The organism is Halogranum amylolyticum, assembly GCF_900110465.1.
In the GTDB taxonomy this organism is placed as follows: Archaea; Halobacteriota; Halobacteria; order Halobacteriales; family Haloferacaceae; genus Halogranum; species Halogranum amylolyticum.
Window position 1 is genome coordinate 1 of sequence record NZ_FODV01000038.1, and the last position, 22,255, is coordinate 22,255.

At 57.5% G+C, this 22,255-nt stretch carries 21 protein-coding genes, 1 tRNA gene and 4 pseudogenes; 13 read left to right on the plus strand and 13 right to left on the minus strand.

All coding sequences use genetic code 11. The features are described 5' to 3' along the window. On the plus strand, window positions 1–323 hold a 323-nt coding region (locus tag BSG17_RS24755; protein WP_170864956.1), incomplete at its 5' end, for a transposase. Between the two features lie 626 nt (window positions 324–949). Continuing rightward, complete coding sequence (locus BSG17_RS24760; protein ID WP_170864957.1) at window positions 950–1,711, plus strand: IclR family transcriptional regulator; 762 nt, start codon at window positions 950–952, stop codon at window positions 1,709–1,711. A gap of 130 nt (window positions 1,712–1,841) precedes the next feature. Here the strand turns inward: BSG17_RS24760 and BSG17_RS24765 are convergent, their stop codons facing one another. Continuing rightward, complete coding sequence (locus tag BSG17_RS24765) at window positions 1,842–2,657, minus strand: enoyl-CoA hydratase/isomerase family protein (RefSeq protein WP_089828036.1); 816 nt, start codon at window positions 2,655–2,657, stop codon at window positions 1,842–1,844. Further along, complete coding sequence (locus tag BSG17_RS24770) at window positions 2,657–3,541, minus strand: 3-hydroxyacyl-CoA dehydrogenase family protein (RefSeq protein ID WP_089828037.1); 885 nt, start codon at window positions 3,539–3,541, stop codon at window positions 2,657–2,659. The genes BSG17_RS24765 and BSG17_RS24770 overlap by 1 nt, the downstream gene beginning before the upstream one ends. 104 nt (window positions 3,542–3,645) lie before the next feature. On the opposite strand from BSG17_RS24770, the gene BSG17_RS24775 reads away from it, so the two are divergent. Continuing rightward, window positions 3,646–4,788 (plus strand): thiolase family protein, encoded by a 1,143-nt coding sequence (locus tag BSG17_RS24775; RefSeq protein WP_089828038.1) that lies wholly within the window; start codon window positions 3,646–3,648, stop codon window positions 4,786–4,788. A gap of 316 nt (window positions 4,789–5,104) precedes the next feature. Further along, entirely contained in the window at window positions 5,105–6,391 is a 1,287-nt protein-coding gene (paaK, locus tag BSG17_RS24780; RefSeq protein ID WP_089828039.1) for a phenylacetate--CoA ligase PaaK, read from the plus strand. Window positions 6,392–6,535: 144 nt separating this feature from the next. On the opposite strand, the pseudogene BSG17_RS24785 reads toward paaK, so the two are convergent. Continuing rightward, a pseudogene (locus tag BSG17_RS24785) lies at window positions 6,536–6,670 on the minus strand (IS1595 family transposase); the annotation flags it as partial. Between the two features lie 175 nt (window positions 6,671–6,845). Continuing rightward, on the minus strand, window positions 6,846–7,241 hold the full coding sequence (locus BSG17_RS24790) for a PaaI family thioesterase (protein WP_089828040.1): 396 nt from the start codon (window positions 7,239–7,241) through the stop codon (window positions 6,846–6,848). A 937-nt stretch (window positions 7,242–8,178) separates the two neighbouring features. Here BSG17_RS24790 and BSG17_RS24800 point away from each other — a divergent pair. Then, on the plus strand, window positions 8,179–8,649 hold the full coding sequence (locus tag BSG17_RS24800) for a MaoC/PaaZ C-terminal domain-containing protein (protein WP_089828041.1): 471 nt from the start codon (window positions 8,179–8,181) through the stop codon (window positions 8,647–8,649). Window positions 8,650–8,774: 125 nt separating this feature from the next. Further along, window positions 8,775–10,226, plus strand: coding sequence for an aldehyde dehydrogenase family protein (locus tag BSG17_RS24805; RefSeq protein ID WP_089828042.1), 1,452 nt, complete (start codon window positions 8,775–8,777; stop codon window positions 10,224–10,226). A gap of 182 nt (window positions 10,227–10,408) precedes the next feature. Here the strand turns inward: BSG17_RS24805 and paaE are convergent. The 5 genes and pseudogenes from paaE to paaA form a co-directional block, all read right to left on the minus strand. Then, a pseudogene (gene paaE / locus BSG17_RS28510) lies at window positions 10,409–10,574 on the minus strand (1,2-phenylacetyl-CoA epoxidase subunit PaaE). Between the two features lie 5 nt (window positions 10,575–10,579). Continuing rightward, window positions 10,580–10,999 (minus strand): 1,2-phenylacetyl-CoA epoxidase subunit PaaD, encoded by a 420-nt coding sequence (gene paaD / locus BSG17_RS24810; RefSeq protein WP_089828043.1) that lies wholly within the window; start codon window positions 10,997–10,999, stop codon window positions 10,580–10,582. After that, window positions 10,992–11,870 carry a 1,2-phenylacetyl-CoA epoxidase subunit PaaC gene (gene paaC / locus BSG17_RS24815; RefSeq protein ID WP_089828044.1) on the minus strand — a complete coding sequence of 293 codons (879 nt, stop codon included), beginning with the start codon at window positions 11,868–11,870 and terminating at the stop codon, window positions 10,992–10,994. The genes paaD and paaC overlap by 8 nt, the downstream gene beginning before the upstream one ends. After that, the gene (gene paaB, locus BSG17_RS24820; RefSeq protein WP_089828045.1) at window positions 11,870–12,184 is read right to left on the minus strand and encodes a 1,2-phenylacetyl-CoA epoxidase subunit PaaB; all 315 of its coding nucleotides are present in this window, start codon (window positions 12,182–12,184) and stop codon (window positions 11,870–11,872) included. Before paaB ends, paaC begins: the two co-directional genes overlap by 1 nt. A 6-nt stretch (window positions 12,185–12,190) precedes the next feature. Beyond that, window positions 12,191–13,132, minus strand: coding sequence for a 1,2-phenylacetyl-CoA epoxidase subunit PaaA (gene paaA / locus BSG17_RS24825; RefSeq protein WP_089828046.1), 942 nt, complete (start codon window positions 13,130–13,132; stop codon window positions 12,191–12,193). A gap of 96 nt (window positions 13,133–13,228) precedes the next feature. Between paaA and BSG17_RS24830 the strand changes: the two genes are divergently transcribed. Next, window positions 13,229–13,867: a helix-turn-helix domain-containing protein gene (locus BSG17_RS24830; protein ID WP_089828047.1), complete on the plus strand. Its 639-nt coding sequence runs from the start codon at window positions 13,229–13,231 to the stop codon at window positions 13,865–13,867. Window positions 13,868–13,935: 68 nt separating this feature from the next. Here BSG17_RS24830 and BSG17_RS24835 read toward each other — a convergent pair whose 3' ends face one another. Then, window positions 13,936–14,697 carry an enoyl-CoA hydratase/isomerase family protein gene (locus BSG17_RS24835; RefSeq protein WP_089828048.1) on the minus strand — a complete coding sequence of 254 codons (762 nt, stop codon included), beginning with the start codon at window positions 14,695–14,697 and terminating at the stop codon, window positions 13,936–13,938. A gap of 286 nt (window positions 14,698–14,983) precedes the next feature. Here BSG17_RS24835 and BSG17_RS24840 point away from each other — a divergent pair. Next, window positions 14,984–15,137, plus strand: a pseudogene (locus tag BSG17_RS24840) (IS5/IS1182 family transposase); the annotation flags it as partial. A 21-nt stretch (window positions 15,138–15,158) separates the two neighbouring features. Here BSG17_RS24840 and BSG17_RS28840 read toward each other — a convergent pair. Then, entirely contained in the window at window positions 15,159–15,557 is a 399-nt protein-coding gene (locus BSG17_RS28840; protein WP_089828049.1) for a transposase, read from the minus strand. Between the two features lie 142 nt (window positions 15,558–15,699). On the opposite strand from BSG17_RS28840, the gene BSG17_RS28845 reads away from it, so the two are divergent. From BSG17_RS28845 to BSG17_RS24860, 4 genes are all read left to right on the plus strand, one after another. Further along, window positions 15,700–16,269, plus strand: coding sequence for a hypothetical protein (locus BSG17_RS28845; RefSeq protein WP_211609339.1), 570 nt, complete (start codon window positions 15,700–15,702; stop codon window positions 16,267–16,269). Between the two features lie 30 nt (window positions 16,270–16,299). After that, window positions 16,300–16,563: a helix-turn-helix domain-containing protein gene (locus BSG17_RS28145; RefSeq protein ID WP_244531713.1), complete on the plus strand. Its 264-nt coding sequence runs from the start codon at window positions 16,300–16,302 to the stop codon at window positions 16,561–16,563. Then, window positions 16,467–17,261: an IS630 family transposase gene (locus BSG17_RS24855; protein ID WP_244531714.1), complete on the plus strand. Its 795-nt coding sequence runs from the start codon at window positions 16,467–16,469 to the stop codon at window positions 17,259–17,261. Before BSG17_RS28145 ends, BSG17_RS24855 begins: the two co-directional genes overlap by 97 nt. Window positions 17,262–18,129: 868 nt before the next feature. After that, window positions 18,130–19,656, plus strand: coding sequence for an amidase (locus tag BSG17_RS24860; RefSeq protein ID WP_089828051.1), 1,527 nt, complete (start codon window positions 18,130–18,132; stop codon window positions 19,654–19,656). Between the two features lie 124 nt (window positions 19,657–19,780). On the opposite strand, the gene BSG17_RS27390 is transcribed toward BSG17_RS24860, so the two are convergent. Beyond that, window positions 19,781–19,869 (minus strand) — tRNA-Gln (locus BSG17_RS27390). An 807-nt stretch (window positions 19,870–20,676) separates the two neighbouring features. After that, window positions 20,677–21,618, minus strand: a complete 942-nt coding sequence (locus BSG17_RS24865; RefSeq protein ID WP_089828052.1) for an SDR family NAD(P)-dependent oxidoreductase — start codon at window positions 21,616–21,618, stop codon at window positions 20,677–20,679. Window positions 21,619–22,139: 521 nt separating this feature from the next. Between BSG17_RS24865 and BSG17_RS26550 the strand changes: the two are divergent. Next, a pseudogene (locus BSG17_RS26550) lies at window positions 22,140–22,255 on the plus strand (IS110 family transposase); the annotation flags it as partial.

The window sequence follows — 22,255 nt, forward strand, 5'->3', positions numbered from 1 at the left end:
TTGTCTTGGACAATCTCAACACCCACCGCCCAGGAGCGCTGTACGAGACGTATCCGCCGGCCCACGCCCGGCGGATACTCGACAAGCTAGAGTTTCACTACACGCCAGTTCACGGCAGCTGGCTGAACATGGCTGAGATCGAAATCAACGTCCTCAGCCGGCAGTGTCTTGACCGCCGCATCCCCGATGCAGCGACCCTCCAACAGGAGGTCGCTGCATGGGTTGGAGACCGAAACAAGAAGAAGTCTCAGATTAACTGGCAATTCACAACCGAAGATGCTCGCATCAAATTGTATCGACTCTACCCCTCAATTGACGATTGACGGAACACTAGTAGGTCAACCATCTTGGTCATCCGTACCTACCAGATTCAAGCCTCACTTGTTTAATTTATTGAAATGGGCGAATCTCACTGCAAGCAGCGGTGCACACAGCTCGCATCGTCGTTCGTATATATTCAATATAGATCTGGTACATATATCTTTACGCGTATAGGATTGTAACGGAGCATTTGAATTCTCTCATATTCGAACGAAGTAGTGTTACAGTTCTACGAGCGTAATCCACGTGTTCGGTTAAGGCCATGAAGGACGAACTCTCGGGTGTTGAAATTTGAGCAACAGTCCCCGGAGCGACTGAATCCACCGTTCATGTAGGCACCGAGTATTACTTCTAGTCTTAACCGAATACCAATAGAGCGTAATCAAATACCACGCTACACTCACTCGTACGGTGAGTCAGTATGTGCAATAAAGGGAGTGTGTTCTCATATGTTGGACGGGATCATAGGTCACGAAACGATCGCCGCTGGTATTTCACTACTGCTGACCGTTCACTTGCGAATCTGTCAACGACTCTCTTTTCTACCCTTCCTAATGTCTGAACAATACAAATTTCATGTTCAATATATACGAACACACTTATTATCAACGGCTACATCATGTTAGATATGACCACCCCCGCAAGCAGGCTAACCACGGTGGATCGTCTCTTCGACGTCGTCGAGTTTCTCCAGTCGAACGGCAGTACTGGGGTGACGGAGTTGGCCGAGGAACTGGAGCTAACCAAGAGTTCGGCGCACGCGTATCTGTCCGCGCTCAAAACTCGTGGGTATGCCATCCAAGACAACCAATCGCGATACCATCTCAGCCTGCAGTTTCTAGACGTGGGGAGCTCCGTTCAACGTGGTCAGAAGGTTTTCGAAGCAGCACACGATGCGCTCCACCACATCGCCGAACAGACGGGAGAGAAGGCGTGGCTCGTCGTCGAAGAAGGCGACCAGTCGGTGTTTCTGGCCTCAGTTCAGGGAGAGAATGCAATTCTGATAGACACTCAGGTGGGCCAGCGTACCGAACTGTACGAGATAGCTGGCGGAAAGGCTATACTGGCGAACCTGCCCGAATCTAGACGAACGGAACTGCTCTCTCAGTACGAGTATCCTCTCTACCCGGATTCCGTCGGTCTCACGCGGTCTGAACTCGAGTCGGAGTTACAGAAGGTTCGTGAAACGGGGATTGCGTACAACGATCAGTTCTACATCAACGCTGTGAAGGGTATCGGTGCTCCCATCATCGATACCAACGACGAGGTTCGGGGTGCGTTGAGCATCAGTGGGCCGTATAACCGTCTCGAACAACTCGGTGAAGAGCAGATAATCGAACTGCTGATCAGCACGACGAGCGAAGTCGGTGTGAACATTAACTATCTGTGACTCGGTCGTTCTGCACTCTCACCGTGTCGAATATAACAGCTGAGAAATCGAGAGAAACACTCGATAACGACTCGCTTTGCCGCTGACTTCGGATCGCCGAGAAAGTGTTGATGTTACTGAAGAGCCTCCGTCACTTTCCTTTCCATTCCGGTTCGCGGTCCTCGAAGAAGGCGTCTATTCCCTCGTTTTTGTCTTCGGATGCGAACAACTGCGCGAACAGTTCTGCCTCGTACTCGATACCCTGTTCTAAGTCAGTTCGTGAGGCGGCCTTCACCGCTTCCTTGGCGAACTCGAGCGCGATCGGTGATTTGTCGGCTATCGAACTGGCCAGGTCGTACACCTCCTCGTCGAGTTCGTCGTCGCTCTCACAGACCACGTCAATGAGGCCGATCTCCTTCGCTTCCTGCGCGTCGATGAGTTCACCAGATAGAATCAACCGCATGGCCTGGCCTTCGCCGACGAGACGGGGGAGGCGCTGGGTACCGCCGCCACCGGGAATGATGCCGAGGTTGATTTCGGGCTGTCCGAGTTTCGCTCGTTCGTGAGCGATACGGACGTCACAGCTCTGGATAAGTTCACAGCCACCACCCAGTGCGTGGCCGTTGATGCGGGCGATAACCGGCTTCGAGAGGTCGTCGACAACCTCGTAGACGCGAGGGCGCTTGCTCGCTTCACGCTGTTCGAAGGCGTTTCGCTCTCTGAGTTCCTCGATGTCCGCACCCGCGACGAACGCTTTTGCCTCGTCTGCGCCCGTGAGAACGACCGCTCGGACGTCACTGTCATCGACGACTTCGATCACGCGTTTCAGCTCCGAGCGAAGTTGGCTGTTAAGCGCGTTCCGTGCGTCAGGTCGAGTCATCGTAATCGTCGCGACGTTGTCGACTTCTTCGCCGACTGTGACGTCGACAGTTTCACACTCGGCTGCCACGCTAGTGACGTCGGACATCAGTTCTCACCCACGTCCCCACTCACGCCGACGATTTCGCCGTCCTCCCAGACGTAGAGCCCTTCACCAGTCTTTTTACCGAGTTTGCCAGCACGCACCTTCCGTTTGAGAAGTTGCGGTGGTCGGAACCGTTCGCCCAGTTCTTCCCGGAGGTAGTTGAGAATGTCCAGTCGCACGTCGAGTCCGACGACGTCGCTCAGTTCGATGGGTCCCATCGGATGGTTGTACCCCAGTTCCATCGCGGTGTCGATATCCTCCGGCTCTGCAACACCTTCCTGAACCATTCGGATCGCTTCGACGCCGAGCGCGACGCCGAGACGCGAAGAGGCAAAGCCCGGCGAGTCACGAACTTCGATGGGTACCTTGTCGATTCCTTCGATGAACTCCTTGACGAGAGATTTCGTCTCCGCTGACGTCTGCTCTGCGTGGACGATTTCGACGAGTTTCATGATGTGGACCGGATTGAAAAAGTGCAGTCCGACTCCCCGTTCGGGTGTTTCGAGCGTACTCATAATCTCAGTCACGGCGAGCGAGGACGTGTTCGAGGCAAGAACGGTGTCCGCCGAAACCTGTTCTTCGACGTCGCTCAAGATGTTCTTCTTCAGGTCGATATTCTCGGGGACAGCCTCGACGACGATGCTCGTTCCGTCGGTTGCCTCCTTGAGGTCGGTCGTTCCCGTCAACCGGTCGAGCGTGTCGGCCATCTGTTCCTCGGTGAGTTTGTCGCGGTCGACTCCACCCTGAAGATTCGCTTCGATGGCGTCAAGGCCCTCGTCGACGATGGACTCCTCGATGTCTCTGATGTACACGTCGTGACCCCCCATCGCAGAAACCTGTGCGATTCCGTGCCCCATAGTACCGGCTCCAAGGACTGTTACCTTCATTCGTGGCTGTTACTGTCTATCCAGAGCTATTAGGTTTTCTCAATCGTGCTCGCAAGTTGCACGAACCGAAAGGTACAGGAGACGACTCCCGTACATCATCACGTATGACCGGTAACTCAGCGAATGCTGTCGTCGTCGATGCAGTTCGAACCCCGCAAGCACGAAACGACGGAGCGTTGTCCGAAGCATACCCGGAAGACCTGGTCGTCGCAGTTCTCGATGCTCTCGTTGAACGGACCGGCGTCGATCCGTCCGAGTGGGTCGATTTCCGACTCGGCTGTGCGAATCAGGAAAACGATCAGGGACGGAATCTCGCACGGCAGTGTCTCCTGGCCGGCGGGTTTCCCGAGACTGTACCCGGTGGGACCCTCAACCGACTGTGCGGGTCGTCACTGACCGCATTGAACGACGTCGCTCGCGCAATCGAGGCTGGCGACGGTGCGGTTTACCCCATTGCCGGCGTCGAACACATGACCCGCGTTCCGTTCTCCGACTGGCTCCATCCGTCTATCGAGGACCGCTACGATGCTGAGCGACTCTCGATGGGACAGACCGCCGAAACGATTGCCCGCCGACACGACATCAGCAGAACCGAACAGGACGAGTTTGCCCTTCGCTCTCACGAACGCGCAGTCGAGGCCCGGAACGCAGGGCGGTTCGACGACGAACTCGTCTCGGTCGAACTCGACGGCGAACTAATAGAGACCGACGAGACGCCGCGACCAGGGACGACGCTGGAGAAACTGGCAGACTTGCCGACCGTCTTCCGAAGCGACAACGATGCGACTGTTACGCCCGGAAACGCGTCGCCACTGACCGACGGGGCCGCTGGCCTCCTCGTTACGTCCGAAGCGTATGCCGAAGAACACGGACTTGACCCGCTTGCCCGCATCCACTCTCGCTCCGTCGTGGGCGTCGACCCGGAAGTGATGGGACGAGGCCCCATTCCAGCGACGCGAAACCTGCTCGAATCGACCGACTACACGGTCGAAGACCTCGATCTCGTCGAGCTCAACGAGGCGTTCGCCTCCCAGAGTCTCCACTGCAAGCGTGAACTCGGATTCCCCGACGACAAACTGAACGTGAACGGCGGTGCGATTGCACTCGGCCATCCGCTTGGCTGTTCCGGTGCGCGAATAACCACGACGCTCCTTCACGAACTGAACCGTCGCGACGGCGATCTTGGACTCGCGACGATGTGCGTCGGCTTCGGGCAGGGAGTCGCGACGCTGTTCGAACGACTCTGATTCTCGGGAAACCACGGAAATCTGACCGTTGACGCTACTTCTGGTCTGGGGCCGCCCAATCTTTGAAGCCGTACCGAATCATGTCTTTCTGTTCGTCGATCCATCGTATCGTACTCATGACTTCGTCACCGACTTCATACCGTTCCTCCGAGGGGGAAATCACCTGTGTGGGTACGCTGGCTGTTCGACCATCCGGGGCTTCGAGTTCGATTTTCCGCGACCCTCTTTTTCACAAATATATTTAGTAACATATGTGTCACGTTCGGCAAGGAATCCAAATGATTTTTATCCTTTGTTCAGAGTGTTACTCATACACATGGCGTACAACAGCCTAGAGACCGCCTCTAGAAACGAAATTAAGGGGCTTCAAGACGACCGACTGATCCAGACCGTCGAACGAGTGTACGAGAACGTCCCGTTCTACCGTGAGAGGTTCGAGGAACTGGATATCACTCCCGACGACATCTCCGGGGTCGAAGATATCACGAAGCTACCGTTCACCACGAAAGAGGACTTCCGCGACCAGTACCCCGACGGGTTGTTCGCGGTCGACCGCGAAGAGATCCTTCGCATTCACGCATCCTCCGGTACGACTGGCAAGCCAAAAATCGTCGGCTACACGGAGGAAGACCTCGACGTGTGGAGTGAAGTCACGGCCCGTTCCCTGTACGCCGCCGGTGCCCGGAAAGACGACACGGTGCAAAACGCCTACGGCTACGGGCTGTTTACGGGCGGTCTCGGCCTCCACTACGGGGTCGAGGAACTGGGTGCGACAGTGATCCCGATTGGCGGTGGAAAAACCCAGCGACAGGTCGAAATGCTGCAGGATCTCGAAAGCGACGCTCTGAGCTGTACTCCCTCCTACGCGCTGTACCTTGCAGAGACTGCAACGGAGATGGGCGTCGACGTTAGCGACCTGCCACTGTCGACAATTATCTTCGGTGCCGAACCCTGTACAGAACCGATGCGCCAGGAAATCGAAGAGCGTCTCGGCGTGACCGGCGTCGACATCTACGGCCTCTCCGAAGTTATCGGTCCCGGCGTCTCGATGGAGTGTGCACAGGCCCAGGACGGTCTCCACATCTGGGAGGACCACTTCTACCCCGAGGTCATCGATCCCGAGACCGGTGAACCAGTCGAGGAAGGCGAGGAAGGCGAACTCGTCATCACGTCGTTGACGAAACAGGGCCTGCCGGTTCTCCGATACCGGACTGGCGACCTCACGCGCCTCAACTACGACACCTGTGAGTGCGGTCGGACGATGGTCCGAATGGACAACATCACTGGACGGGCAGACGACCTGCTCATCGTCCGTGGCGTGAACATGTACCCCAGCGAAATCGAGGACGTCGTTCTCGAGTTCGACGAGGTTGCACCCCACTACCGGATCGACCTCTATCGCCGGAACAACCTCGACGTCCTCGAGTTGACCATCGAACAGGACCACGACTTCGAGGGCGACACTGAGGAAGTGTGCAAGCGCATCGAGCGACGCCTCTCGAACGTGCTCTCGTTTACGCCCGACAAAATCGACCTCGTTCCCACCGGGGACATCGAACGTTCCGAAGTCGGGAAGGTTCAGCGTGTCTTCGACCACCGCTAACTGCACAGTCGCGTCATCTCACGGGGTAAGACCGGAGACGTCGTCGTTCCATCAGCAGTTCCCCTGAAACAGGTAGTTGCGTTCAGGTTCTCCACGAAAAGCGAGCCAAATTAGATTTTGCTCATGTGTAGCACATTGTTGATTTCAGAGAGTCGCTTTAACAGCGTGTTTGGGTGCTTTTCGACCAGATTTTTCGGAGAGCTCGCTGCGTAGCTGAAAGGCGCGAAGATGCTGTGTCAACTTGTCCTTCGAGACGCCTCGATGCGGCGAGGGCCACCGTCACGCCAGCAAATCTGTTAGAGCAGGCCGCTGCGAGCGATTCCGAGCTAAGCACATCGAGCGGAATCATTCGTGTCGGACACCGCTAGTGCGGTGTCGTTGCCCTCTTCGATTCCAGAGCCACAGCTGATCTATCAACATTCTCCTACAGAAGAGCGCTAGACCTTACATACTCTCATGTTTTGTACACCCGTCCCCGGAACGTCGCAATGCGTTCATCCGACCCGTCAGTGATTGTCACTTCGTATTCGGCCGTTTTCTTTCCGGCGTACGTCTCCTTGGCAGTCGCGACTAGTTTGTCGCCGACTGCTGCCGCCTGAAGATACGAAATGTTCGATTCGAGTCCCACCGCCGTCTCTCCGTGCGAATTCGAGGCGGCCGCGAACGCTGCGTCGGCGAGTACGTAGATTGCCCCACCGTAGAGTGTTCCGTGGAAGTTCAGGTGCTGGTCCTCGACTGACAGCGTCGTCTTTGCAAAGCCCGGCGACACCTCCGCAATGTCGATACCTAGGTTCGCACAGAAGGGATCGTCGCTTACCTGTTCGTGAATGGATTCGTCTGTCTCGTTCATCCGTGTGCTTCAGCTATCGTCCAGATTCAAAGTGTTTTTTTTTGGTGTCACTTTCGGTGGCTCAAATCATTCCTGATTGCTGACTCGGTTTCTGGAGCGGGACGAGAGTAACTGGTGCGGATGAGCAAATGGTCCAGTCCAAGACGGCGCTCTCACTCCAATGAGAGCGCCGTCAGTCCAGACAAGAAGCGAAGCTGTCGCTTACGCACGGGGCTGCCGCTGGACGCAGCTAAGATCGCCCGCGTCCAGTTGGCTGTAGGTCGGCAGGATTCCGGTACGGTTGATCGGGTTTTCCCATTTCTGACATAACGTCTCCTCAAGAGCATGGTCAATTCACTCGCGGAACAACTCAAATCGAAACCAGACGGGTAGTGCTCGCCCGCCGCATCGCGGCGTGGCAAGCACGCCCCCCTGAACGACCATCTAGAGATTGCGCAACAAGCAACTCACAAGGATGAACAACGACCGAACCACCGGATCAGGTGTGCTTGTCCGCGCACGCTCTTCGTGCATCGTCCGGAAGGCCGTCTCGATTGCCGAGCGTTTCTGGTAGAGGGCTTCGACTTCTTTGGGCGTGCGATCGGCCAGATCGCACGCCACGAACGCTCTGACAAGCAAGCCGTGTTTCTGATCAACGGCTGCTTGGGTAACAGTACCCCAAATGATCTTGGAGTCGAAGACTCAGCTTCGATGCCGGGGAGCGGAAGTTCCAGTTGGAGTCCGATCGCTAAGTTTCGAGGTCAGAGGCGGTAAGGACAGTGTTTGGATGGTAGAGAAATCTCATATCCACCCATCCAAACGCTTTTTGAGAATCTAACTCAACCAGCTGCGACTATCAACTGATTCGATGGGAACTACCGCTTTTCTCGTTTGAGCGTCTCCCTGCCGTCGGGTTTGGATGAAAAAGCATTTAGCGACCATCTGTATACGTTCTATCATGGCATACAGCTACGAGCCTCACCACTTCGAGGACTACGAAATCGGACAGGAATTCGTCTCCGTCGGACGCACCGTCACGGAAGCCGACTTCATGATGCACTCTGCGCTTTCGGGCGACTGGACGGAACTTCACACCAACAAGGAGTTCTCCGAGGACGGCCACTTCGGCCAGCGTATCGCCCACGGGCCGATGACGTTCGTGCAGGCGACTGGATTCGTCTATCGCTGTGGCATCGTCGAACGGACGGCGTACGCGTTCCTCGGCATGAACTACATGGACCTGCCGAACCCAGTGTTCATCGGCGACACCCTCTCGGCGGAGATCGAAGTCGCGGGGAAGAAGGAAGTCAGCAGTCGCGATGACGTCGGACTCGTCACGCTGGACGTCACCATGACCAAGCAGGACGAAACCGTCGTCTTCGAAGGCGACATGAAGTTCCTCATCAAGAAAACCGACTTCGACGACTAAAACACTCCACATAGACCGACGTCGCATTCGCGACGGTCCCCCGTAGAGGCATCTTTATGTGTTAATTCAATTATATAATATACAAAGATAAACTTTATACCATTGTGTCTCGATATCAGAATTGTATGGAATATTCCGGCCCAACAGAACTGTTTATCGATGGGGAGTGGGTTGACTCGGAAGGCGGCGAATTGTTCGACACGATAGACCCTGCCACCGAGGACGTATACGCCACAGTCCAGAAGGCAAGCGCCGACGACGTAAACGCGGCCGTCGCCGCAGGGGACGACGCGATGTCTCGCGGCAGCGAATGGACGACGATGGCGCCGTCCGAACGCGGCGAACTGCTCCGAGACATGGCGGAGGTTATCGAGGAGATGAAAGACGAGATCACGCTCGTTGAGTCCCACGACAACGGGAAGACGCCCTTTGAGGCGGGCATGGAAGTCCAGATGGTCATCGACACCTTCCGGTACTACGCCGGCTGGACCGACAAAATCCGCGGTGAGGAAAATCCCATCCCGGGACAGCGGCTCAATTACACGACGCGCGAATCACTCGGTGTAACCGGCCACATCGTCCCGTGGAACTATCCCTTCCAGCTCGCCGGCCGCAGTCTGGCACCCGCACTCGCGTGTGGGAACACAGCAGTCGTCAAGCCGTCAAGCCAGACGCCTCTCTCTGCGCTCTACTACGGTCTGGCCGCAGAGAAGGCAGGACTCCCGGACGGCGTCGTCAACGTCATCCCTGGGTCCGGCCGCGAGGCTGGAAACGCACTCGCCGAACATGACGACGTCGCGCACATCGCCTTTACTGGAAGCACTGGGGTGGGCAAGAACGTCATGGAGAAGGCCGCTCAGAACGTCACCGGCGTCACTCTCGAACTCGGCGGCAAGGGTCCGAACATCGTCTTTCCCGACGCTGATATCGAGGCGGCCGCCAACGGCGTTCACTACGGCATCTTCATGAACGCGGGTCAGATGTGCTGGGCCGGGTCGCGTCTGCTGGTCCACGAGGACGTTCACGACGAAGTCGTCGATGCAGTTGTGGACGGTGCCGAGTCGACGCCGCTCGGAAGCGGGATCGACGACGACGCCCGGATGGGCCCCGTGGTCAGCAAGTCCCAGCAGAAAGAAGTCCTCGGCTACATCCAGACGGGCGTCGACGAGGGCGCAACCGTCGCCACCGGCGGCGGTGTCCCCGAAGACAAAGACCAGGGCTACTTCGTCGAACCGACTGTCCTCACCGACGTCACCAACGACATGACCGTCGCCCGCGAGGAGATATTCGGTCCGGTTCTCTCGGTCATTACGTTCGAAGACCGCGAGGAAGTCATCGAAATCGCTAACGACTCGCCATACGGCCTGATGGCGGGTGTCTGGACGAACGACCTGTCGACGGCCCACACCGTCACCGACGGCCTCAACTACGGGATGGTTTCGGTCAACGAGTACCCCGTCACCTTCCCGCAGACGCCGTTCGGCGGGACCAAAGAGAGCGGCAGTGGCCGTGAACAGGGCACCGAGGCGATTCACGAATACACGCAAGCGAAGAACGTTAACATCAATCTCGGCTAGGCGCTCCCCAGTTACTCCACGACTTTCTTGTCCCACTTATTGTTGTCATCTTCTGTAAACTACGTCGTCAGAAAACTACCGCAGGAAACCCACACGACGGACAACGAGAGGCGAAAACTCACAGCAGCGTGCCCGTCTGAGTGTCGAACACTAAGGGCTCCGAGTCGCTTTTGCTGGGTCGACTACTCGAACCGTTCGAACGGCTGTTCACATCTGTGGCAGTAGTGCATCGAACGACACAGTGAGGGACCTTTCGGATGTTCGCGCTCTGTATCCGTCGAACCGCAATAGGGGCAGGGCTTGTTTGTCTTTGCCGCTGGTGTCGACGCTCGGGTCGAGGTTGCGAATCATATTCAGATGCTCAGACCGAAGTCGCGCAGGTCTTCTTTCCCCTGTTCGGTCACCATCTCTATTGACCAGCCGGGACTCCAGACCATCCGCAAGTCGACCGATTCGACGCCGTCGACGTCAGCAACGGCGCGTTTGATTTGCTCGGTGAGCATGTCCCGTGCGGGACAACCAGTGTAGGTCAGTGTCATGTCGACTGTCGCCGTTCCGTCCGTGACGTCGACGCCATAGATGAGACCCAGATCGACGATGCTAATCGGCATCTCGGGGTCTTCGATGTCGTAGAGCACGTCCCAGATAGATGCCTCGACGCCGTCAGCGTCCTCGCCGGTCGCTGGAAGCTCTTCGACGGCAGAGCCCTCGCTGTAGTCCGTGTAGGCACAGGGGGTGTGGCCGTCTTCGAGCTCCGAGTGGTCGCTACTCATCTGCTGGGTCTTGCATGAAGTGGGCGGTGGACGTCCGATCGAGTTCCCGATACGCGTTCGTCATCTCTGCGAAGAGGACGTCCCAGTGTTCGGTGTGGTCGCCGTCGCGCCCGAGGTGGTCTGGCAGGTTGTCCGGGGAGACGTGCGTGTCGTACTGTTCCGGGAAGTCGAGTTGCGAAACGCCGACGCCGATGGATTCGAGGAACTCGCTGACCTGATCGTGCCATTCCTCGCGAAGTTCGGCGAGTGGCTCACTTCGGATTCCTTCCTCGACGACTGCCGCTTCGACCGCTTCGTCACCGGGTTCGAACAGGGCGAGCGCATACGGGAAGAGGCGGTCGACGGTGTCCTGAATGCGCTCCCGGCTCTCGTCACTGGTTGCGACTCGCTGGAGCCAGCTCCGGGCGTGTTCGATGTGATAGTCTTCCTCGTCGAGGACCTTGCCGACGCGATTCGCGAGGGGCTCGAACGACGAGTCTGCGAGTGCGTTCAACCGCAGATGTTCTGCGGTGTCGTAGAAGTATCCGCGAACGATACAGTCCGCCCAGTCGCCGTCACCGAACGGCAATTCGACGAGAGTCGCGTGTTTGAAATCGCTACCGTCACGCTCCCAGATGAGGTCGGACTCGGAGTAGCCGAAGTCTTCGAGCAGGTCGTACCACAGCCGGGCGTGGCCGAGTTCGTCCTGTGCGATGTTCGCGATAGCGAGGTCTGACTCGATAGTCGGTGCGCGCACCTGCCATTCGGTGTAGCGGTCCGCGAGGACGAGTTCGTCGTCGGCCAACTGGAACAGTTCCGTCTGCACCGCCTCACGCTGGCGTTCGCTGAGCGTTTCCATGCTGTCGAGCGACTGTTCGTCAGCAGCAGCCATCAGTCACCACTCCGCGCTCTGTCTGCCTCCGCCTGTTCGCTCTCGGACTCGGCGACTTCCTCGGCGGTCGGTTCGTAGTTGTACGTCATCGCCCACCGGTAGGACTTGTTAGTCGTCCCGCCGAAGGCGCTCTCTTCGGCCCCCATTTCGCCGATTTCCTCTTGCGAGGCAACCCACAGGCTGTTCGTCGGTTTTCGGCGTGCGTGCTGAACCTGTGCAAACAGCAATGCCATCTCTCTGTCCGGTGCGTGCACGTTTCCGACGTGAGTGTGGGAGTCGCCCGCGTCTTCTTGTCTGAATACTTCCCAGATCATCGTTGATTAATCAGCCGCAACTTGCGTTCGTCCGCCGGTGTTCGTTTCGAAATCGTTGAGGGCCTCTCTGACCCATTCCGTCGCCTCCTGTGCGGCGCCCCGCGCGTCGATTTGGCCTCTCCCCGGTTCGTACTCGTTCTTCGAAATCTGGAAGAACTCCTCCCAGTCGAGATCGTCCTCTTCGACTTTGTACGTCCCGTCGTCCAACTCGCGGATTCGCGGTGTCTCCGGAATTTCGAGACCGTACTTTTCGGCCTTGGGGATGTAGGTGTTCAGGAACGACTGGCGCAGTTCGTCGTTCGAAACCTGCTTCAGTCCGACTTCAGAGGCGAAGTCGTGGTGCGTCGACTGGTCGTCCGTCGGCCCGAAGAACTGGATGATGCGCGGCCACCACTTGTCGAACGCATCCTGCAGCATCTCCTGTTCTTTCTTCGAACCGCGTGCGAGCGTCCGGAGGATGTCTTCGCCGTGTTTGACGTGGAAGCCCTCTTCGAAACACACCTTGTCCATGGCGTGTGCGTAGGGTTCCCAGCTCGTGCTCTTCAGCGTCGCCTGACGTCGCATGGCGGCCCCGTCGACGAAGAAGGAAATCATCGGCGTCTCCACCCACGACTCCAGCGGGTAGTGGAAGCAGTTCAGGAACTTCCCTTCGCCGCTTGCCAGTTCGTCGAGCATCTGGTCGCGGGTTTTGACGCCGAGCGATTCGGCGGCACGGTACAACAGTTGTCCGTGGCCGAGTTCGTCTTGTACCTTCGCGCTGAATGCAAGCTTCCGTTCGAGGCTGGGTGCCTCACGAATGAACGGGCGTTCAAGGTACCCCCCCATAATTTCGCTGTTCGCGTGGAACTGAATCATCCGCGTCGCCGCTTTTCGATACTCCTCGGGCATGTCATCCTTCGGGCTGAACGCCCGTGGTGCTGCCCTCTCTTTGACAGTGTCCAAATCCATGACTTCGTACTGTAGTATACGGAATGGACACTTACTCGTTCAGTGCTACATATAGTGGGTTTATATGTCATCAGCGGAGTCGTAGTGGTATACGCAATGATTGAGGAATGCCTCATCGTCGAGTTCCACATCAAGGACGGCGATTGCCCGTTAGCCGAGGCAGCACAGCAAAGCGACGTTACTATCGACGCCCATCCACCGCAGTTGCGCCGAGACGGGAACGCGCTCCTTCGGTTCAGTTCGTTGACCTCGGAAAAACTCGTCGAGATACTCGACGCGGACAACCGTATCCGGTTTCTGCACGTCTCTCGAAGCGACGACCGGAACAACTACCGCTGTCTGTCGAAACAGCCCTCCGTTGTCCACGAACTGGTCAGTGCCGGGTTCATGATCGAAGAACTCCAATATCGAAGTAGCGGAGCGGTGATTACCGGAGCCGTCGTCGGACACGACGTCCTGCAGGGGGTGATGGAAACCGCCGCTGAAACGGTCGGTGTGAACCTTGAACGCATCTATCCACTCAAGTCGGACGAGGAGGGAACCATCGCCCAGCAATGGGACATCACGCCCCGTCAGGAGGAGAGTATCCGCACTGCTCTCGACATGGGCTACTTCGAAATTCCCCGCGACGTCTCCGCAGAAGGGGTGGCCGACCAACTCGGGATTAGCAAGTCGGCGTTTCTGGAACGTCTTCACCGCGGCGAACGAGCACTGTTCGAACAACTCATCCACTGACTGTGCCGCCTCATCGCTACCGCCACCCGACTGTCACAACAGCAGAATGCGCGTACTGAACCCTCTCACTAGTCGAAGTCCGGTCGTCGTCCCTCCAGGAACGCCGTCACGCCTTCCTCGTGTGCCGCCGTATCGTAGGCGCGGGTCTGTATCGACGCTTCGTGTTCTAACCCGTCGCTCCAGGTTCGTCCCAAGTTGTCGTGGAGGGCTTGTTTTGCAAGTGCAATTCCCTCTGTGGGTTGGGAACTGAGCGTTTCGAGGAGGCCCTCGACGGCTTCGTCCAGTTCTGACTCGGCGACGACGTGGTTTACTAGACCAAGGTCCGCGGCTTCGGCGGCCGAAATCAGTTCGCCCGTAAAGGCCAGTCGCTTCGCTTCTCGGAGGCCGACGATTCTCGGAAGCGTCACTGTCCCACCCATGTCCGGGACCAACCCAACGTTGATAAACGACGCTCCAAAGCGGGCCGACTCCACGGCGTAGGCGAAGTCGCTCGCAGCGACGAGCGAGAGACCGGCACCGGCGGCGTCGCCGTTCACGCGCGCGACGACTGGTACTGGAGCGGTGAGGACGGCCTCAGCGACCTGTCCGAGCGTTGACCGTACGCGGGTGTACGCTTCGTCCGCCGTTTCCGACCGCGTCGCCATCGCTTCAATGTCCCCGCCGGCACTGAAGGCGTCTTCCTGTCCGGTAACTACGACGGCGTCGTACTCTGTGGTTACTTCTTCGATTGCGCTCGCTAACTCCCGTGCCACGTCCGTCGTCATCGCGTTTTTCGACTGTGGGCGGTTGAAATGGATACGGCGGACGCTATTCTCGTCGACGATCTCCATACTCGCTTTGACTCTCGCTATCGGGATAGATGTTTCTGATACGTCAGGCCGACAGACGCCTATCTGAATTGACTCAAATTGAAGACGTGTCTGTTCGCTCTGTCGATCATGCGTGTTCGGTTAAGCCGAGAAACCGAGAGACTGCGTTCTGTCGACGAAGTTATCGTGGTAGACCGCGTGGGAAAGAATGTGTTTAAAACGCTCTCCCCGGCTCTGGTAAATCACTAGATGACGTCGGTTTCGACCGTTAGAACTTGGAAGATGAAGCGGGAAACCATCGATGCCTATATCAAAAATCACCCGCTTCACGAGCAAAGCGGTCACGTTAGCTAAAAAACGCTGTTGGTGGCCGAGGTGAAGTCGCCGCCCCCGAAGAGGCTGGCGGCTTCGCCGACTACGCTCTCGTCTCGCTGCACTGTCTGTGGGTTTACCTCAATGAAGAGCGTGTCATAGAATCCATCTCATAGCATCTCGCAGTCCGGATCGTTTCCTCGCTCGTAGTTGGTGATTGCAACGACGAGTCGTAGGCAGAGCGCAACGAACACTTCTGTTCGTGCGTGGACGCGGCCTCGGGCATGTCTACGCCCGAGGCCGCAGTCCTTGACTACATCGTTGGTTCGTTCGGCTCCTGTCCGGTGGTTGTACGTCTCCTCCAAGATGGACTCATTCAGCTGAACGTCCTCGCTGTATTCGGTGATGCGGTTTTCGACCCTGTGCTCAATATCGAGTGGATCGTCGGTGTTTCGCGGGTTGTACGGAGCGATTGGTACGACCACCTGCTGGCCGCAGGGTCGTGCCAATCGAGGATATCGTAGGCGCTGTCTCCAAGCACCCAGATCGGTGTATCGCGGTCTCTTGATCCGCTTGTTTGGTCGTGAATTCCGCTGCTATCGGGTTCTTTGCGCCGGTTGAGACGGTCGCACAGCCGAAGCCGTAGTAGTACTCCTTGGCTGTTGGATCGTAGTTCCACGATGCAGCGTCGTTGTACTGGATTGCTTCGACGTGGTCAAATCGATCGAGTACGTGGAGTCGATCAGGCCGCGGGCGGCGGCCTGCTCAGCGAGCCTGTCGAAGACATCGTCAACAACGTGTTCAAGGTCGGTGAGAAAAGCGGTCAATGGTGTCTCTGGATGGCAGTTTGTCGAGTCCAAAGTAGTACCAGACGGGGCTGTGCTGGAGTTCTCGTGTAACCGGGCGTGTGCCGTAGATGTTCCTGTAGTAGCAGTTCAGAAAGCCGCGAAAGAGATCTGGCGGCTGGTGAACTCGTGTTCGCCCCCGGCGAGCGGGGGCGAGCACGTCGTACTCCGACAGAAAATCGAATTCAAGGTGTTCGAACAGTGTCACAGTCGCGGAGGAGGTAATTTACCGATAGACGTAGTAGGATTGGTAATGGGGCGGCTCGACGAAATCGCGCTTGTAGAACTCTACGAGCTCAAAGAGCAGATAGACGAAGGGAAGCCGCGAGAACGTGTTCTCGCGGCGATCGGGCGCAAGCAGGGCGATCAACTCGATACGTTGGCTAAACGCCATGGAATCGTCGAGAAAACGATTCGCAACTATAGTGGGCGTTAGAACTTTCTACCCAAATATTAGTGGTTACTCATGGACCATCTCGACGAACTCTCTGTCGAGGAACTTCAGCGGGCGCTCAACGAAGTTGAAGGAAATAAGCCGACACAACGGCTTACCGCAGCGATTGCGGACAAAAACGGCGTCACACAAACTGAACTTGCCGAGTGGTACGGTATGCAGAGACGAACGATTTACAGCTGGCTGTTCAGGACGATTATCGGTCAGGAAGACCACGTAAGCTCACCGAAGAACAACAGAAGCAGTTGGACAAACGCTTCAGCAGCCACCCACTGAAGCAGGAATCGACGCGCCGGCGTGGACGCCGGCGCTCCTCAATGATTTTCTCGAAGACACGTTCGACGTTGACTACTCAACCCCCCAGCTACCGGCGGTTGATGAAAGAAGCGGGTTTGAGTTACCAAAACCCTCGTCGAACAGCCGCCAAAGCCGAGCCTGAAGACCAAGACGAGTTTCACGACGAACTAAAAAAGCGACGAGAGATGGACGCCACGATAGTTTGTATCGACCAAACCAAGAAATCCGTGCAAGCTGAGCCGCGTGCCGCGTGGTTTCCGCGCGGCACGCGTCCATCGGTCGAACTCTCTGGGCAACGTGACTGGATGTGCTTACTCGGCGCGATCACCGAGAACGGTGATCGCTTCTTCTCACGATTCGAGGAGTACGTAACCGCCGACCACGCGAAGCATTTCATTCTCGCATTGTATGAAGAATTCCAAGAAGATATGATCGCCGTACTCGATGGGGCACCGTATTTCCGGGCGTCGTCCGTCACGGACCTGGCGGCCCGTGACGACTTCGCCCTCGTGAGATTGCCGGCGTACTTACCGGAGTTAAACCCGGTTGAAGAGTGTTGGAGACAACTGAAAGACGCTCTTAGCAACCGATTCTTTGTGTCTCTCAAGGAACTCAACACAGCGATCGACACTGCACTTGACCGACTTTCTATCCCAAATGTGAGTAACTACTCCTGACGACTGCTATAGCGTTCGTCTATCGAGCGCTTGATGCGGTCGTTGATTTTGTAACATCACAGGAAGCCTACCTGCTGAAATCTGCGTGCTGAACTCAGGGCGCGAGTCGGTCACAGGAACTCGCCGGGGGTCCCGTCGACAGAATCGCGAGTTAGAGCGCGTGTATTCAGCAGAACGTTGATCGCTTGCAACGACGATCTATTCGATCAGTTCGATACTCGTCGGTTCATCAGCGACCGGATAGTCTTGGGCCCAATAGATCATCATGCAATGGAATCCTAATTGGTCGGACCCATCTTCTTCATTCGGTTGTGGTTTGACGTTCAACCGGACCGTGCCCCTGCGATCCTCGATTCAGTGAAGGTGACCCGACTACGAATCGGGAGTACGACACTGATTGCGGTCAGAAAGGCGACCTCTTGGTTGTTTCCCCAGGATTCAATCGCAACCGACTCCGCGACCATCTGCTCGCGAAGTTCCACTTTTGAGTTCGCTAAGAATGCGGCTGTTTCTCCTTGTTCTAAGGGCACCCCCCTCTTCGGCTTGGAAAATTGGCTCAGCCGATGGAAGTTCGTCTCCGGAATAGCGGCCTGAATACGCTACGTCCCTGAGCGACCCACTTTTACATCCGGATAGACTAGTAACCGTTGCAATCGAGCACCCAGCGAGGAACCTACGGCTCTCCATATTTGTTCGGGCGCTGATAAGAAAAAGATGTGTTGATGAGTCAGACACAGGATTAGATCGGATCCGGAGGAGTACCACTCCCTCGCGAACGTCGGCACCGATCTAGATCGAAGGATGCCGTCTTCACCGCTCCGTAGTCGACGAATAGATATTTGTGAACGCATGACAAGCACAAAGTGTCATGTCAGAATCGCCACCGAATATCCAACCGCCAACGCCTGAAGAGATCCGCGAACTCGCTGAGCAGCATCACATGAGCCTCTCAGACGATGAGGTCGCTGACTTCGCGGCGATCATCGAGGGGATGCTGGGCGGCTACGAGCGGATCGATGAACTGCCGGATCCGACACCGGCTGTCCAATACCACACACGTGACCCTGGGTATCGACCCGACGCCGAGGAGGACCCGCTGAACGCGTTCGTCCGCAAGTGTGAGGTACAGGGTGCTGAGGACGGGCCGCTAACAGGGTACGAGGTCGGTCTGAAAGACTCCGTTTCGCTTGCAGGCGTCGAGATGACACTCGGCTCAAAGCTGTTTGAGGGGTACGTTCCTTCCACCGATGCGACGATTGTCACGCGGCTGCTCGATGCGGGCGCGACAATCACGGGGAAGCTCAATATGGAGGATATGGCGCTGTCGGGGAGTGGCGAACTCTCCGCAACCGGTCCGGTCCTCAATCCCCGTGACGACGACTACATCGCCGGTGGTTCCTCAAGCGGCAGCGCCGCGGCGGTTGCGACCGGTGACGTCGACGTCGCGATCGGCGGTGACCAAGGCGGCTCGATTCGGATTCCAGCTGCGTGGAGTGGGATAGTCGGCCACAAGCCCACCCACAGCCTCGTTCCGTACACCGGTGTCGCCGGGCTAGGTCGGTCGTTCGACCACGTCGGGCCAATGTGCTCGACCGTCGAAGAGTGCGCACTTCTGCTCGATGTGCTCGCTGGTGCAGACGGACTTGACCCTCGACAGGGTGCGGTGGCGACGCAGCAGTACAGCGATGCGTTGGGAGTCGACCCAGCGGAGATTACCGTCGGCGTGCTCGAAGAGGGATTCGGCCACGAACAGAGCGAACCGGGCGTCGACGAGACGGTTCGTGATGCACTTGCGGCGTTCGAAGATGCTGGCGCCGAGGTAACCGAGGTCTCGGTCCCGATGCACCTCGATGGACTCCCGATATGGAATGCGATCGGTCTCGAAGAAATCACCGCGACGGTGAACGCCGAGTGTGTTGGCCACTACGGAAAGGGCTTCTATGACACGCAGTTCGCGGACGCCTTCGGCCGAGCTCGGCGTGCGCAGGCGGACGACTACCTCTCAACGATGAAGCTCACACTGATCGCCGGACAGTACCTTTCGAATGAATATCGAGGGCATTACCACGCGAAAGGGCAGAATCTCGCCCGCAAGCTCACGGCTGCATACGACGAGGTCCTCGAAAACGTGGACGTCCTCGCGATGCCAACGACGCCGCAGACCGCACACGAGGTCAACCGCGACATCTCACGAGTGGAAGCGATCGACCGTGCGCTGAATATGCTCCCCAACACAGCACCGTTCGACAACACCGGCCACCCAGCGATCAGCGTTCCTGCCGGTCAGTCTGATGGCCTTCCTGTTGGGCTGATGTTCGTCGGTGATCGCTTCGACGATGCGACCGCCCTCGCGAGCGCCTACGCCTTCGAGCAGCAGGTTGCGGTTGAACTCTGACTGATCTGGCTCTATTGAAATCCTCAGCCGCTGATGATTTGTTGGGGCCGTGCTGAATACAGGACGCAAGTCGGTCACTGAACTTCTTTTCTTACACTAACGAAGTTCAGAAGGGGAAACAGAACGAAAGGGGATGGATTTGAACCATCGTGGCCATCTTTCAGGCCACCCACCGCAATGGTGGGCGCTCTGGCCGGGCTGAGCGACCCTTTCACGTGGAGTCAACCACAATACACTCATGTGGTGAAAATGTATTATGTATTGTCAGGTTACCACTCTGCTGTAGATACCCTCTGTATGTGTCACGCCACTACTGACAGCGTTCGGTGAGTTTTCTGTGGCCGTGCTGAATACAGCGCGCGAGTCGGTCACCAGTGAGGGTCGAAACAGAGTCGATTGGATCGTTCGATAGAGAGAGGAGTTGGGAGAGTAAGGCAGATTCCACCGAGCAGTTGGCACGAACTGCTTGCTGACTCGATGGAAACGCTGCTATCCCAGGAGACCGTGAAGCAAGCATGGGACGCAAGAGACCGAGCTGTATTCTGTGCCTCAGAGCACGTGGTGCTGACTGGTCCATGCGCGAAGGAAGTCGAATCATGGGCGCACCAGCCCGGATGCCGCTCCCGGCGGCATCCGGGAAAGCCCGAATAGGTGAATCTCTACTTCACGCGCTGGCGTCCCGAGTCACCGGAGCAAGCAACTCGACAGTGACGATCGCAGTGTAATCGCGGCGACGAGGGACCTGCGGGCCGCCCGCTTGGCGGCCCGCAGTGGCCGGTCGAGGCCGTCGTGAGCGACTGCTATCGCCCGACAGCGACCGCCCCGCAGAGTCGTGCCGCCCCGCCCGTTGGCTGGGACCGTAGGACTGCACCGGGACGGCGTAATTATTTTGTCGTCAGCGGTGGTTTGATTGGTCAGCAGCGTTTCCATAGGTGAATACAGAGGGAATGGTCAGGTGCCGAAGTCACATTCCCTGACAAGGCATGGCCACGTTCCCCTCCGGCAGCATATCGACTGAGGTTATGCTTTTCCCATTGCCCCCGTCTCGGTGAGGCCCGTGAGGTCGGCGGTGAAGGTCCAGAGCCGGTCGCGGAGTGTTTGATTCGTGGCTCGTGGTTCTGGGTCGGCCTGTTCCCATCGGTCGAAGTAGACGGCCTCTCCGTCCGGGAGTTCTTGGTCCATGGCGTGGTGGACGAGCATCTCCCCGGCTGTTGCTTCGGTTTCGATCGGGCCGAGAGGCGCGATTCGAGCGAGGAGTGCCGCAATCCAGTGTGAAACCTTGGTCCCGCCCAGCGGGGCGTTCCGGGTGATATCGGTCGTGCCGATCAGGCCAGGATTGACGCTCGCCGCCGTCACCCCAGTCCCGGCGAGGCGGTCGGCGAGCTCGTAGGTGAACAGCAGGAGCGCCAGCTTCGAGTTGACGTACGCCTGTTCAAGCTCGAACGATTCACCCGTTGCGACGGCATCTAAGTTCGAGAGGTCCCCTTCACGCATGTCATAGGCCTTGTCGTGCTGCGCGACCGTCACGGTACTCAGGACACGTGCCGGGGTGCTCTCGCGTAACCGTGGAACGAGCAGGTTCGTGAGAAGGAATGGTGCCACGAAGTTGACCACGAACGTCAGTTCGAGCCCGTCGTTGGTCAGGGTTCTCTCTCCCTGGCCCGTGCCAGCGTTGTTAAGGAGGACGTCAAGGCGGTCGAAATCAGCCTGGACGTCCCGAGCGAGGCGGCGGACGTCACTCTGCTCGGCGAAGTCCGTCCGATAGAACGCACCCTCACCGCTCGGGTGGGCGTCCTGTATCTCGCTGAGCGCAGCCTCACCTTTCGCACGCCGCCGCCCAGTAATAAGAACGGTTACGTTCCGAGCCGCCAGTTGTCGCGCGGCAGCTCGCCCGATCCCACTGGTCCCTCCTGTTAGCAAGACCACGGTTCGATTCCGTCGTTCCGTTGCAGTCGGTGTCATCGTGTCCTCGAATGCCCGCTGCAGCACTTCGCCCGCGTTTCTCTTCCACGCTGCTCGAGCGTGTCACATACGAGTTTGGAGCGTCACGTGTTAACTATTCTCGTCGAACTATAAGAGAGAATGCAGTCGTCCGTGACCAATGCCATCCCGTCTATCCGCGAGCAGTTCAGTGCTGAGATCGCGCCATATCCGCAGCATCGAACTCGACATATGACTGACTTCACTCACAATTACTCTCGGTAACTACGTCCGGGGAATGTGATGGAATCTGAATACATAGCACAGCATGACCTCGTGCTGACTCGATGGAAATTCTGCTACCCATAGAGCGCGTGAACAAAGTATGGGGCGCAAGAGACCGACCTGAGTTCCGTGCCCGAGAGCACGTCGTGCTGACTGGTCCGAGTGCGTAGGAAGCCGAGACTTGGGCGAGACAGCCCGGATGCCGCGAGGCGCGGCATCCGGGAAAGCCCGCATAGGTGAATTTCTGTTCACGCACCGGCGTCCCGGAGGAACGAACCATGTACCTCGGAATCGACTTACACAAGCGGTACGCGCAAGTGGCAGTAATCGATCAGGCTGGTGAGCTTGTCGAAGAGGTTCGCGTCAAAAACGCGAACCTCGACGACCTCGCCCA